At 72.9% G+C, this 13,834-nt stretch carries 8 protein-coding genes; 2 read left to right on the top strand and 6 right to left on the bottom strand.

Features of this window, described 5'->3' with window-relative positions:
* Nucleotides 1–10 precede the first annotated feature (10 nt).
* The 4 genes from topA to CS0771_RS08455 all read right to left on the bottom strand — a co-directional run bounded on the left by topA (nucleotide 11) and on the right by CS0771_RS08455 (nucleotide 8,530).
* Nucleotides 11–2,857: a type I DNA topoisomerase gene (topA, locus tag CS0771_RS08470; RefSeq protein ID WP_212840501.1), complete on the bottom strand. Its 2,847-nt coding sequence runs from the start codon at nucleotides 2,855–2,857 to the stop codon at nucleotides 11–13.
* 361 nt (nucleotides 2,858–3,218) lie between these two features.
* On the bottom strand, nucleotides 3,219–4,211 hold the full coding sequence (locus CS0771_RS08465) for a LuxR family transcriptional regulator (protein ID WP_212840500.1): 993 nt from the start codon (nucleotides 4,209–4,211) through the stop codon (nucleotides 3,219–3,221).
* A gap of 137 nt (nucleotides 4,212–4,348) precedes the next feature.
* Nucleotides 4,349–8,104, bottom strand: coding sequence for a S8 family serine peptidase (locus CS0771_RS08460; protein WP_212840499.1), 3,756 nt, complete (start codon nucleotides 8,102–8,104; stop codon nucleotides 4,349–4,351).
* A 105-nt stretch (nucleotides 8,105–8,209) separates the two neighbouring features.
* Nucleotides 8,210–8,530 (bottom strand): hypothetical protein, encoded by a 321-nt coding sequence (locus tag CS0771_RS08455; RefSeq protein WP_212840498.1) that lies wholly within the window; start codon nucleotides 8,528–8,530, stop codon nucleotides 8,210–8,212.
* 217 nt (nucleotides 8,531–8,747) lie between these two features.
* Here CS0771_RS08455 and CS0771_RS08450 point away from each other — a divergent pair, with 217 nt between their 5' ends.
* Nucleotides 8,748–11,759, top strand: a complete 3,012-nt coding sequence (locus CS0771_RS08450) for a BTAD domain-containing putative transcriptional regulator (protein ID WP_244870681.1) — start codon at nucleotides 8,748–8,750, stop codon at nucleotides 11,757–11,759.
* 177 nt (nucleotides 11,760–11,936) lie between these two features.
* On the top strand, nucleotides 11,937–12,629 hold the full coding sequence (locus tag CS0771_RS08445) for a M15 family metallopeptidase (protein ID WP_244870680.1): 693 nt from the start codon (nucleotides 11,937–11,939) through the stop codon (nucleotides 12,627–12,629).
* Here the strand turns inward: CS0771_RS08445 and CS0771_RS08440 are convergent.
* The gene (locus tag CS0771_RS08440; RefSeq protein WP_244870679.1) at nucleotides 12,557–13,303 is read right to left on the bottom strand and encodes a hypothetical protein; all 747 of its coding nucleotides are present in this window, start codon (nucleotides 13,301–13,303) and stop codon (nucleotides 12,557–12,559) included. The two genes, CS0771_RS08445 and CS0771_RS08440, sit on opposite strands and share 73 nt — an antisense overlap.
* Nucleotides 13,294–13,827, bottom strand: a complete 534-nt coding sequence (locus CS0771_RS08435) for a hypothetical protein (RefSeq protein WP_203747712.1) — start codon at nucleotides 13,825–13,827, stop codon at nucleotides 13,294–13,296. Before CS0771_RS08435 ends, CS0771_RS08440 begins: the two co-directional genes overlap by 10 nt.
* Between the last annotated feature and the right edge of the window lie 7 nt (nucleotides 13,828–13,834).

Here is a 13,834-nt window from a genome sequence, read left to right as displayed (position 1 = left end):
AAGCGGTCAGCTAGCTGTCTTTCTTGGCGGCGGCCTTCTTTGGCACGCTCGGCGTGGCCTTCTTGGCCGCCTTCTTCGCGGTCGCGGCCTTGGCCGTGGTCGCCTTCTTGGCCGCTGTGGCCTTGGTCGCAGCCTTCGTCGCCTTGGCCGGCGCGGCCTTCTTCGCGGGAGCCTTCTTCGGCGCCGGACCCTTGGCCCGCTTCTCCGAAAGCATCTCGGAAGCCTGCTCGATGGTCAGCCCCTCGGGGGTCTGGCCGCGGCGCAGAGACGCGTTCGACTCGCCGTCGGTGACGTACGGACCGAACCGTCCATCCTTGATGACCAGCGGTTTGTCGGTCAGCGGGTCGACGCCCATCTCCCGCAGCGGCGGCTGCGCGGCCCGGCGGCCCCGCTGCTTCGGCGCGGCCAGCAGCGCCAGCGCCTGGTCCAGGGTGACCGTGAAGAGCTGGTCCTCGCTCTCCAGCGAGCGGGAGTCCCCGGCCCGCTCGATGTACGGGCCGTACCGCCCGTTCTTGGCGAAGATCTCCTGACCCTCGGCGTCGCGGCCGACGAGCCGGGGCAGCGACAGCAACTGCAGCGCCTCCGCCAATGTCACCTGATCGGGTGACTGGGTCTTCAGCAGCGAGGAGTTGACGTCGCCGCTGGAGACGTACGGGCCGAACCGGCCGGACTTGAGCACCACCGGCTCGCCGGTCTGCGGGTGCTCGCCGAGCTTGCGCTCGCCGCCGCCGCCCAGGAACAGCTCCTCGACCTTCTCCGGGGTCAGCTCGTCGGGCGCGAGGCCCTCCGGGATCGACACGCGGTCGCCCTCGGCCGCGGTCTCCGTGTCGGGGTCGCCCTCCTCGGGGATGTTCCCGCCGGCCGGGCCCTTGCCGTTACCGGCGCCGTGCGGCGTGCGCTGCAGGTACGGCCCGTACCGGCCGACCCGGACCACGACGTCGCGGTCCTGCTCGTCGGTGAACAGCTTGATCGAGTTGATGCTGCGCGCGTCGATCTCGCCCAGGTGCTCGGTGACCAGCTTCTTCAGGCCGCCGGCCTGCGCCACCGAACCCTGCTCGGCGGTCGGCGAGCCGAAGTAGAAGGAGGTCAGGAACTCCAGCGCGGTGGCGTCGCCGCCCGCGATCTGGTCGAGCTGGTCCTCCATCGCCGCGGTGAAGCCGTAGTCGACCAGCCGCGGGTAGTGCTGCTCCAGCAGCCCGATCACCGCGAACGCGACGAACGTCGGGATCAGCGCCTGGCCGCGCTTGGTCACGTAGCCGCGGTCCTGGATCGTCTGCATGATCGACGCGTACGTCGACGGGCGGCCGATGCCGAGCTCCTCCAGCGCCTTGACCAGCGACGCCTCCGTGTAGCGGGCGGGCGGCTGGGTGGTGTGGCCCACCGCCTCCAGGCCCTCCTCGGTCAGCCGCTGGTCCTTGACCAGCACCGGCAGCTTGCGCTCGGCGTCGTCGGCCTCGGCGGACTCGTCGTCGGAGGACTCCACGTACGCCCGCAGGAAGCCCGGGTCGGTGATGGTCCGGCCGCTGGCCGCGAAGTCGGCCTCCTCGTTGCGCGCGGTGGTCGCGCGGATGCGCACGCTCACCGTCATGCCGACCGCGTCGGACATCTGCGAGGCGATGGTGCGCTGCCAGATCAGCTCGTAGAGCTTGTACTCCTCGGTGGACAGCTCGTTGCGGACCGCGCCGGGCGTGCGGAACGTGTCGCCCGCGGGGCGGATCGCCTCGTGCGCCTCCTGCGCGTTCTTCACCTTGCCGGAGTAGCGGCGCGGCTGCGGCGGCACGGCGCCGGAGCCGTACAGCTCGGCGATCTGCGTTCGGGCCGCGGCGATGGCCGACTCGGAGAGGTTCACCGAGTCGGTACGCATGTAGGTGATGTAGCCGTTCTCGTACAGCCGCTGCGCGGTGCGCATCGTCGCCGCCGAGGAGAAGCGCAGCTTGCGGGCCGCCTCCTGCTGCAGCGTCGAGGTGATGAACGGCGCGTACGGCTTGCGCCGGTACGGCTTCTCCTCGACCCGGGTGACGGTGAACGGGCGGTCGTCGAGGCGGGCCGCCAGGCCGCGCGCCCCGTCGCCGTCGAGCTGCACCACGCCCGAGCCCGGCCGCAGCCGCCCGGTCGTGGGGTCGAAGTCCTTGCCGGTCGCGATCCGGTCGCCGTCCAGCGCGATCAGGGTCGCGGTGAACGTGCGCGGGCCGGTCTCGCTCGCCTTGTCCACGGCCAGCGTGGCGGTGATGTCCCAGTAGTCGGCGGCGCGGAACGCCATCCGCTGCTTCTCCCGCTCGACCACGATGCGGGTCGCCACCGACTGCACCCGGCCCGCGGACAGGCCGCGCTGGACCTTCTTCCACAGCACCGCGGAGACGTCGTAGCCGTACAGCCGGTCCAGGATGCGCCGGGTCTCCTGCGCGTCGACCAGGTCGCGGTCGATGTCGCGCGGGTTGGCCACGGCCGCCTGGATGGCCGGCTTGGTGATCTCGTGGAAGACCATCCGCTTGACCGGCACCTTGGGCTTGAGCGTCTCCACCAGGTGCCAGGCGATGGCCTCGCCCTCGCGGTCCTCATCTGTGGCGAGCAGGACCTCGTCGGCGTCCTTCATCAGCGCCTTGAGGCGCGTGACGTGCTTGGCCCGGTCCGGGTTGACGATATATACGGGAGCGAAGCCGTTGTCGACGTCGACGCCGAGGTAGGCCCACGGCTCCTTCTTGTACTTCTCGGGCATCTGCTTCGCGCCTGCGGGCAGGTCACGAATGTGTCCGAGGCTCGCCTCGACGACGTAACCCGGGCCGAGGTACCCCGAGATCGTCTTCGCCTTCGCCGGGGATTCGACGATCACGAGACGGTTTCTGGCAGCTGTCGGCACGTTCTCTCTCCGCGGTGGTCGTCCGGGTGGCTGGATACCGCCGGGGTGGCGGCAGCTCGGTCACGGTGGCTCGTCTGAGGTTACGCAGCGGTCGGGCTTGCGGCGGGCGTCTCGGCGATGCGACACCGGCCACGGATGTCCAAGGTAACGCTCAGTGTGCGCCCAGGGTTGCGCACCCCATCGACGCACGGGCACATTCCTGTGACCGCTGACACCATACTCCCCGCCACAATCCGGACAACGGGGATTCCCACCCGGATATCTCCCCCGTCACCCCGCGAAGATCGGCATTTCGTGTCAGAAGGTGGAGTGCACCCGCAGATCTTGGCACGAAACGGCGATCATGGCGGGGCGGCCGCGCTCAGGCCCAGCCGTGGCGGGAAGCGTGCCAGCCGAGCTGCATGCGGCTCTCCACGCCGGCCAGGTCCATCAGGTGGCGCAGCCGGCGCTGCAGCGTGCGCAGGGACAGGTCGAGCTGGGTCGCGACGGCCTGGTCGGTCAGGCCGGACAGCAGCAGCGCGAGGATCCGCCGGTCCAGCTCGGTCAGGCTGTCGCCCTCCTGCTCGACGTAGGGCAGCTCCCCCGCGAACGCGGACAGCTGCAGCGGGTACGCCCGCTGCCAGACCGTCTCGAACAGCGCCTCCAGCGCGGCCAGCAGCCCGCTGCGGTGCAGTAGCACGGCACCGGGTTCGCTGCCGGGCAGCGTCGCGGTGGGAGCGGTGATCGGCACCAGGGCCAGGTCGTCGTCGGCCAGGATGAGCTTCATCGGGAGGCTGTCCACGACGCGCAGCTCGACGCCACGATGCAGCGAGTCGACGACCTCCGCGACGATGTCCGGCTCGGCCAGCACCGGGCGCTCCAGCACCACCCGGAACCTGACGCCGCGGCGGGCGGCGGCGTCCTCCTGGGAGTTCTGTCCCGGCCGCACGGCGATGTAGGGGGCGGTGACGAAGTTCCGGATCTCCCGGCGAGCGGCCTGCTGCACCTGCTGGAAGCGCAGCCGGATCGCGTCCACGCCGGTCACCACCTCGATCAGGTCGTTGATGCTGCGCCCGGCGACGGCGGCGCGGTGCTCCTCGGCGAAGGTGACGAGGGCCTGCTCGGCCATGCGCAGCCCGTCGCGGCGTTCGGTGATCAGGGCGCCGAGCGCCATCGCCGGCGGCGCGGCGGTGAACGCCTCGCCGCCCGAGCGCAGCGCCAATCCCCACTCGACGAGCCGGCCGAGGCTCTTCTCGACCACCGGCTCGGTCAGCTCCAGCGCGTCGGCCAGCAGCATCGCGGTGGCGCTGGGCCGTCCGAGCAGCGCACGGTAGACGGCCTCCTCGTCGGGACCGAGCCCCAGCGCTCCCAGCATCGGTGACCGGCCCCCTCCCGCGCATCGCAGCGGGGAGAGTATGCGCCATGCGGGCTGGTCCTGAACAGGCCCTTTCGCTACGGCCGGGGACGGGAAGGGCCCCGGGAAGTCGCCTCCCCGGGGCCCGTTCGCTGTGCTCATCGCAGGCCGTACGCCCGGATGACCTCGTTCTTGACGCTGTAGCCGCTGTCCGTCTCGGCGCTCGCGCGCACCGAGATGAAGCCGCCGGCCTTGTGCGCGGTCTTGAACGAACCGGTCCAGTAGCCGTCGGCACCCTTGGTCAGGGTCACCTTGCTCCAGGTGGCGCCGTCGTCGTAGGAGACGTCCAGCGTCACCTTGGTGACGGTGCCCGGCACCGGAGCGCGGTCGAAGCCCATCGACACCGGCTTCAGCGCGATCTCCTGCGTGGACCCGGCCTTCACGTCACCGTGCAGGTCCGTCTCCAGCTTGTAGTCCAGGTTCAGCACCGAGAACGGCTCGAAGTAGTCCGGGTTCCGGCCGGTGTCGGACATGAAGGTCCACTCGGTGTGGGTACGCGTCGACAGCCGGAACACGTCACCAGGCCGCTCCGCGTCGAGCACGGCGCGGTAGGGCAGGTTGCCCGCCGGCACCTCCACCCACTGCATGTCCGTGCTGTGCTCGTTGTGGTGCAGGAGCGTGTCGCCCTGGTACACCTTCAGCTCGGTCGGCGTCTCGCCCCACGGCAGGTAACCGCCGAGCCGCAGGTTGTCACTCGACGAGGCCCACGCCTGCACGTTCCAGGTCATGTAGTTCTGCCAGCGCGAGTTGTACACGAGGAAGGACTCGCCCTGAGCGGGGCGGCTCAGCGGAGCGAACCAGTCCAGCCGGGTCGTGCTGCCCTTGGCGTAGGTGTTGTAGCCCGACGCCATCGCCCAGGGCATGCCGCCGAAGTACTGCATGTGGCCCTCCACCCAGGACTGGTCCGGCGTCACCCACTCGGTGCGGGTGCCCGGGTGCCACTCCCGCTCGGGGAAGCCGACCGCCGGGCTGAAGTCGGCGTCGGTCCGGACGCCCTCTGCCTCGCCGTCCGTGGTCGCGTAGTAGCGGGCGTCGATCCGGGCCAGGTCGGCTCGGCTCGGCTTGTAGACCAGGGCCCGATCCGGCACCTGGTTCGGGTACCGGCGGGTCAGGTCGTAGATGAACGGCGTGTACTCGGTCTGCTGCACGGTGAGCCTGAGGCCGAGCTTGGCCAGGGCGACGAGCGCCTTACCCGCATCGCGGTGCACGGTGGCGACCGGGATCGCCGACTCGCCGACGTACTCCATCAGGCCGCCGGGGCCGTCGTTGACCACGACCAGTGCCTTGGCACCGGCCGCGGCCGCGGCCGCGGCGCGCTCCTCGGGCAGGACCTCGTCGCTGCGCACGACGACGGCCACCCTGCCCTTGGCCTTGACCTTCTGGTAGTCGGCCGCCGTGCCCTTGCCCGCGTAGACCGTGTCCAGCCGGTCCGTCGCGGTGCCCAGGGCGCTGCCCGCCTGCACGAGCGTGTCGAAGCGGAGCAGGCCGCCCAGCGTGCTCAGGTCGAGCAGCGGCTGGCCCTTGCGCCAGCGGGTGACCATCATGAACTCACCCGTGGTCATCTGCTCCGTCGGCGAGACGTAGATGTCGTCGTACGCCACCGGCAGCTGGTACGCGTAGCGGAAGTCGAACCACGGGTCGACGCCGGTGTAGTGGATGTTCATGTCGACCTTGCGCTGGCGGTCCTCCGCCCGCTGCGGGGCCGCGGTGTCCAGCAGGCGCGCCTTGCTCGCGTCCAGCACCACGGTCGCGGAGCCGGTGCCGAGCACGGTCTCCGGGTCGACGAGCACCGCCAGGCCGGACCGGTCCGCCTTCTCACCGGCCACGTCGAGTTCGCTGACGACCGTGTACGTGCCGGGCATCATCCGCATGGTGGTCGAACCGTCGACGTAGACCGACCACGGCCACTCCATCGGCTTGAAGATCCCGACCCAGCCGGCCGCGGGCTTGCCATCCTTGCCGACCAGCTTGATGTTCAGGTCGTAGCGCTCGTCCTCCTTGATCAGCGCCACGGAGGTGCGGGTCACCGCCTGGCCGGTGGCCGCGTCGGTGCCGACCACGTAGCCGACGTGCCGCGCGCCGGCGGCGGCGGCCTGCGGGTCGCCGGTCACCGGGACGGTCGCCTTAGCGCCCGCCGGCACGGTCACCGTGGCCGCGCCCAGCGTGAACGGGCCGCCGGTGTTGGTCAGCGCCAGGTTCAGCGTCACGTCGGCGTCGCCGGTGTTGGTGAAGGTCAGGTCCTTCGTCACGGCGACGTCGGCCGGCTCGTGGGGCCAGGTGTAGTTGCCGAAGAACAGCGAGCCGGTGCCGCGCACCGCGGTGCCGATCGCGGCGGCGACGTCGAGCCGGCCGGTGCCCACCTCGTACGGCGAGTACCCGTCGGCCAGGCCCTTGGCCGTGCTCATCAGGTGTTCCTTGAGCTGCGCGCCGGTCCAGTCCGGGTGCTGCTGCGCCAGGATCGCCGCCGCGCCGACCACGTGCGGGGTGGCCATCGAGGTGCCGCTGATGGTGCGGTAGAGGCCCTCGCCGCCGTCGGTCATCTCCTGCGAGCGGGCCGCGGTGATGTCCACGCCGGGTGCCGCGATGTCCGGCTTCATGCCGCCGGAGAAGGCCAGCGGGCCGGTGGAGGAGAAGTACGCGAGCTGGTCCTGCTTGTCCGTCGCGGCGACGGTCAGCGCCGAGGCGGCCGCGCCCGGGGTGGAGATGGTCTCCGGGCCCGCGTTGCCCGCGGCGATGACGAACAGCGTGCCGTACTGCGCGGACAGCGCGTCGACCGTCTGCGACATCGGGTCGCTGCCGTCGGTCGGGTACGTGTCGCCGAGGCTCATGTTGACGACGTCGGCGCCCTGCTGGGCGGCCCACTCCATGCCGGCGATGATCCAGGAGTCCTGGCCGTAGCCCTCCTCGCCGCCGAGCACCTTGCCGACGATCAGGTCGGCGTCGGGGGCGACGCCCTTGTAGTCGCCGCCGGACGCCTCGCCGGTGCCCACGATGGTGCCCGCCACATGGGTGCCGTGGCCGTTGACGTCGGTGATCGCCTCGCCCGGCACGAAGCTGGCGGTGGCGTCGATCTGGTTCTTCAGGTCCGGGTGGTTCACGTCGATGCCGGTGTCGAGCACCGCGACCGTGACGCCGTCACCGGTGAAACCGGCGGCCCAGGCCTCGGGCGCGCCGATCAGCGGCACGCTCTCCTTGAGGTTGACCTCGACGCGGCCGTCCAGCCACAGCTTGGCCACGCCGGCGCCCAGCGCCGCCTCGTGCTGCCCCACCGTCGCGCTGCCCTGTGGCGCGACGGTGGTCCAGAACGTGCGGGCCTGCTTCTTGTCTGCCTTCAGCGCGGACGCGCGGATGCCGGACAGGCGGCGGACCAGCTTGCTGCCCTTGGGCGCGGCCGGATCCGCCGCGGCGCGGGCCTTGCTCGGCGCGTACGTCGCGATCAGCGGCACGCCGCCGGCCTTCGCGTCGTCGTACCCCATCTCGATCAGGTCCGTGACGTTGAACAGGCGCTTGTCCAGCTTGTCCGCCGTGAGCAGGCCCATGGCCTCGTCCGGGATGACGTAGAGGTCGCCCTTGATCTGCTGCACGCGCACGCCGCCGACCGCGTTGTCCGGTCGGTCGACCTCGGCGGTCTGCTTACCGTCGCCCATCGTGGTGACCGTGACGACGTCGCCGGTCACCAGCGTGACCGTGTGGGTCGCGGTGGCCCTGGCCGGAACGGCCGGCTTCTGCGGCGCGGCCAGTGCGGGCGCCTGCAGCACGGCGAAACCCGCCGCCAGCATCGGCACCGCGGTGGCCGCCGAGACCAGCTGCCACCGCCTGCGCCGGAAGAGGGAAGACTGTGAGGGGGAGAACATGACAAGGGTCTACCTGGCCCGCCATGGCAGAGTGAATAGCTGCCGTTGGCGGACTTACGCCATGGCCAAACTCCGCCAACCCGCAGGCCGCGGTGGATCGATCGATCAGTCGAGGCAGCGTACGAAGACGACCCGCGGTCCCTCGGCGAGATCGCCGCCATGTACATCGACCACGCCCAACTGCACATGGGCCTTGCCGGCGGCTGCCCGCAGGCAGCCGGGCACCAGATCGTCGCCCATCCTGGCGCCGTCCGCGCCGAGCCAGTCCGCGCCCGCGATCACGTAGCCTTCGCCCTCGGCCGCGTCGGGCGAGTCGAACAGCTTCACCGCCGCACCGTCGTGCACGGGCAGCGCCCAGCCCTCGACCGTCCGCGGCCGGGCCGAGTGCCAGTCCCCGTACGCCCACAGCATCGCCGCCGCGATCACGGCAAGCAGACCCCAGGCCGGACCCGCCGAGCCAGCAGTGCTCCCCAGCGAATCGCCACCATCGCTCCTCTTCTCGTGGGACAACTGGTCGGGAAGTATGGGGGACGAGCGCAAGGCGCGGTGTCCGCACGGGCGTGACCAGGGCGGTAGGTGTCGAGCCCGGGCCATGGGCGGCCGTAGTCTTGGACGATCGATTCGGCAGGCGAAAGGGTGTGCGGTGGAGTTCCGGCTGCTGGGGCCCGTCTCCGCCCACCACGGCGGACAGCCCGTGCCGCTCGGCGGCGCGAAGCCGAAGGCCCTGCTCGCGGCCCTGCTGCTGGAGCACGGCCGGGTCGTGGCGACCAGCCGCCTGGTCGACATCCTGTGGGGCGACGAGCCGCCCGACACCGCCCGCGCGCTGATCCAGACGTACGTCTCGACGCTGCGCCGCGCGTTCGCCAAGCACGGCGCGGGGGAGGTCATCGCCACCGCCTCGCCCGGGTACGTCGCCCGCCTCGACCCCGGCACGCTGGACAGCGTGGTGTTCGCCCGGCTGCTGGCCGACGGGCGCGCCGCCGCGGCCGCGGGCGACCACCCGCGCGCCGCCGAGCTGCTGCGCCGCGCGGGCGAGCTGTGGCAGGGCCCGGCGCTGTCCGGGTTGGCGGACTCCGGCCTGTCCGCCGAGGCGGCGCGGCTGGACGAGCTGCGTACGGCCGCGGTCGAGGAGCGCATCGCGGCGGAGATCGCGGCGGGCCAGTGGGGGCACCTGGCCGCCGAGCTGACCGTGCTCGTCGGCCGCCACCCCACCAACGAGCGCCTGCGCGGCCAGCTGATGACCGTGCTCTACCGGCTGGGCCGCCAGGCCGAGGCGCTGGCCTGCTACCGCGAGGCGCGCGAGGTGCTGATCGAGGAGTTGGGCGTGGAGCCCGGCGCCGAGCTGACCGCGCTGCACCAAGCGATCCTGCGCGGTGAGACCGAGCAGCTGGCCGCCTCGCCGGAGCAGGCGGTGCCGGGCACGGTCCGCCCGGTGCCCGCCCAGCTGCCCCCGGTGCCCGCCGACTTCACCGGCCGCGCGGCCGAGATCGAGGCGCTGCTGGCGGCGCTGCGGCCGGGCGGCGGCGCGCCCGCGACGCAGATCATCGCCGGGCCGGGTGGCACCGGGAAGTCCACCCTGGCCGTCGCGGTCGGGCACCGGCTCGCCGAGCACTTCCCCGACGGCCAGCTGTACGCGGAGCTGCGCGGCATGAGCGACGCCCCGGCCGAGCCGGGCGAGGTGCTGGCGCGTTTCCTGCGCGCGCTCGGGGTGGAGCAGGCCCAGCTGCCCGAGGGCGCCGAGGAGCGGGCCGACCTCTACCGCACGCTGCTGGCCCAGCGGCGCATGCTGATCGTGCTCGACGACGCCGCGTCGGCGCAGCAGGTGCGCCCGCTGCTGCCGGGGCGGCCGGGTTGTGCCGTGGTGATCACCAGCCGGGACCGGCTCGCCGGGCTGCCCGGCACCACGCTGACCGACCTGCGCGTGCTCGACGCGGAGGAGGCGCTGCTCCTGCTGCGCCGCCTGGCGGGCGACGAGCGGGTGGACGAGGACGTCGAGGCGGCCCGCCGGATCGTCGACTACTGCGGGCACCTGCCGCTGGCGCTGCGGATCGTCAGCGCGCGGCTGGCCGGGCGGCGCGCGCTGCCGCTCAAGCCGCTGGCCGACCGGCTCGCCGACGAGAGCCGTCGGCTCAACCACCTGTCCGCCGGGGATGTCGGCGTACGCAGCAGCATCGAGCTGAGCTACCGGGCGCTGGACCCGCAGAGCAGCTCCACGCTGCGCCGGCTCGGCTGGTTCGGGGTGCCCGACTTCTCCCCCTGGGTGGTGTCCTGGCTGGTGGAGACGAGCCTGGCCGAGGCCGAGGAGCTGGTCGAGCAGCTGGTCGACGCGCACCTGGTCGAGTTCGTCGGCGTCGACCGGATGGGTGGCCTGCGCTACCGCCTGCACGACCTGATCCGGCTCTACGCCCGGGAGAGCGCGGCGCTGGAGGAGCCGGGCCCGGAGCTGGCCGAGGCGGTCGCCCGCGCGCTGCGCGGCTGGCTGGCGCTGATCCACCGGACCGCCGCCGACTCGCCGCCCGCCGAGATCCGCTGGCGGCGGCCGTTCAGCCCGCACGACGTCGAGGACGAGCTGACCGCGCTGGTCATCGCGGACCCGTGGGACTGGTTCGAGGCGGAGCAGTCCGCCCTGGCCTCCGGGGTGGAGCGGGCGCTCGCGCTGGGTCTGCACGACCTGGTCTGCGAGTTCGCCTCGGCGCGCAACGCGTCGGCGTTCATGGGCGCGAACCGGTTCGACGCGCGCACCCGCGTGATCGAGGCGGCGCTCACCGCGGCCCGGCGCGCGGGCAAGCCGCACGACGAGGCGGTCATCCTCACCGAGCTGGGCCAGCTACGTTACGACCAGGACCGCTACACCGAGGCGCGGCAGCACTTCCGGGCCTCGCTGAGCCTCTTCCGCGAGCTGAACGACCAGGCGGGACAGGCCGCCGCGCTGGCCGGGCTGGGCATCGCCTGCCGCGAGCCGGGCCGGTTCGCCGAGGGCGTGCACTTCCTCGACCAGGCCGCGGCGCTGCTGGAGCAGGCCGGGGACGACATCGGCATCGGCTACTCCCGGCGCATCGCCGGCTCGGTGCGGCTGGAGCTGGGCGACTACCCGGGGGCGCTGGCCGACCTGACCGCGTCGCTGGCCGCGTACCGCTGCGCGGGCAGCCGCCTGGGCGAGGGCCACACGCTGCGCACGCTCGGCCTCTACCACCGCGCCCGAGACGAGTGGGCCGAGGCCGAGCGGCACTGCCGCGCGTCCGCCGACATCTTCCACGAGCTCGGCGACGAGCTGATGGAGGCGTACGCGGTGCGCGCGCTGGCCAAGACCCGGCTGCGGCAGGGCCACGCCGACGAGGCGCTGACCCGCCTGGAGTGGGCGCTGTCGGTCAGCCACACCATGGGTGACCGCTGGGGGCAGGGCGCGACGCTGCGCGTGCTGGGCCAGCTGCACCTCGCCGAGCAGCGGCTCGACCTGGCCGAGGCGTGCCTCGACGCGGCCCGCGACATCTGGCAGGCCATGGAGGTGCCGGTCTGGCAGGCCCGCATCGAGCGCGACCGGGCGTCGCTGCTGGCCGCGCGGGGTGACGACGAGGGCGCGCGGTCGGCGCTGGAGCGCGCCCGCCGGGTCTTCCACGACCACGGCGCCCGCGAGTTCCACGAACTCGGCGCCTGAGTTTCAGCCCTCCGCCGCCGATTACAGAAAAGTTCCAGCGCCTCCTGCGAGTCTTCCCCCTGTCGGAGGTACGGGTGGCTCGGCACGGGGCGAGCCACCCGGCCCGGCGCCAGAGCGACCGCGCGGTCGGGGGACCGCCGGTCGCGCGGGAGGAGCCTGCTCCGGGGAGGGGACGCCATGGCGGAGATGGTGCTGCTGTCGGACACCGCGGTCGTGGAGACGCCGGTCGCCGAGTGCGACGAGTGCCTGGTCGATCTGCGTACGGTCGGCGCGCTGCGCCTGGACCCGCGCCTGGCCGACGACGCGGGGGCGTACGCGCACGTCCGGCTGAGCGTGGTCGACCGGCTGGTCACGGCGCAGACGCTGCTGCCCGCCGGGCTCCGGCTGCTGATCGTCGAGTGCTACCGGCCGATGGCGCTGCAGCAGCACTACTTCGAGGCGCACAAGGAGCGGCTGCGCGCCATCCAGCCCGGCCACGACGAGACCTGGTATCACCGCCGGGCCAGCCGCTACATCTCCCCGCCGGAGGTCGCGCCGCACGTCGCGGGCGCCGCGGTGGACCTCACGCTGTGCACCGCCGACGGCACCGAGCTGTGGATGGGCACGCAGGTCAACGACACCGACAGCGAGGCCTGCCACACCGACTCGGCCAACGTGTCCGCCGAGGCCGCCCGCCACCGGCGCTACCTGTCCGACGCGCTCACGCTGGTCGGCATGGTCAACTACCCCACCGAGTGGTGGCACTGGTCCTACGGCGACCGCTACTGGGCTCACGTCACCGGCGCGCCGAAGGCCCGCTACGGCCCGGTCAGCTCGCTGCCCGGCACCCCGGCGCCGTCCACGGCCCAGTCCGTGGCCACCGCCAACTGACCCGGCGCCTCGGGGCTCGGCCGCCGCGGGGCGCGAGGTGCCCGCTCGGGCCGGGTGGTGTCCTCGTCGTCCGGCACGGCCTCCGGCTCGGGCCGGTCGCCGGGCCACGCGCCCAGGGGCGCGGCGGAGGGGCGTGCGCCGATCAGCTCGTGCAGCCGGGCCACCCGGCGCCGTCCGCTGATCCGCAGCACCGGGCCACGCCCCAGCTCCGCCACGCAGGCCAGCGCGGTGAACGCGCGCAGCGCCACCGCCGAGCAGTGCTCGTCGTTGGCCCCCAGCCGCAGCACCGCGCCGTCGCCCTCGGCGTCGACCGAGCCGGCCGCGGCGAACCACAGCCGCAGCCGCGCCCCGTCCAGCGCGAAGCCCGCCGGGGGGCGTTTGCCCGCGCCGCGCAGCCACGCCTCGGCCAGCGGCGCCAGCATGCCGGTGTACGCGGTGCGCACTCCGAAGTGGCCCTCGATCGCGGCGGCCTCCCAGCTCGTCTCCAGGCCGCGGGCGGTGAACTCGGCGGCCAGGGCGTGCACCCGCCAGGCCGCCTCCACCACCACCGACACCCGGGCCGTGCCGCCCATCCGCACCACCTGCCCCGGCCCGATGAGCAGACCCGCGAGGTCGTACGCGGACGGCCGGGCCGACTCCGCGGAGAACATCGCGAGCTGGTGGTTCAGAGACACTCCGGCACCTCGCCGAAGGCCTGTTGCAGCTCGGTGGAGCGCAGCGAGCCGGTGTCCAGCGCGCTGGCGTCGTACTCCCGCTGCAGGGTGACCATGACCGCGGACACGTCCTCGTAGAACTTCGCCGCGTCGCCGGTGGGCAGGGCGCGCATCGCCTCGCCCGCGCGGCCGTAGGCGTCGCGCATCTCGGCCAGCGAGCCGGTCACCCCGTCGGCTATCGCGGAGCCGCCGTCCACCTCGGGCACCCCCGCGGCCTCGACCCGGCCGCGCGCCCGCTCGCTCGCGTCACGCGCTCCCTCCAGCATCCGGACCAGGTTCTCCTTGGCCTGCTGAGGTGTGGTCGCGTTAGGCGTCTGCTGCTGCGCCCGCGTGGTCAGCACCGCGATCTCCTCGCGCCACGGGTTCAGCGCCGAGCAGACCGACGCCGCCCACACCCGCGCCGGCGGCCCCTCCGTCACGCAGGCACCGAGCAGCCCCGCCGCCACGACGAGCAGCGCCCCGAACCCCACCCGGCCCCTACGCATGGAGAGC

It is taken from the genome of Catellatospora sp. IY07-71 (genome assembly GCF_018326265.1).
In the GTDB taxonomy this organism is placed as follows: Bacteria; Actinomycetota; Actinomycetes; order Mycobacteriales; family Micromonosporaceae; genus Catellatospora.
Note: the sequence above shows the minus strand (reverse complement) of the source record. Positions and strands in the feature narration are given on the sequence as shown.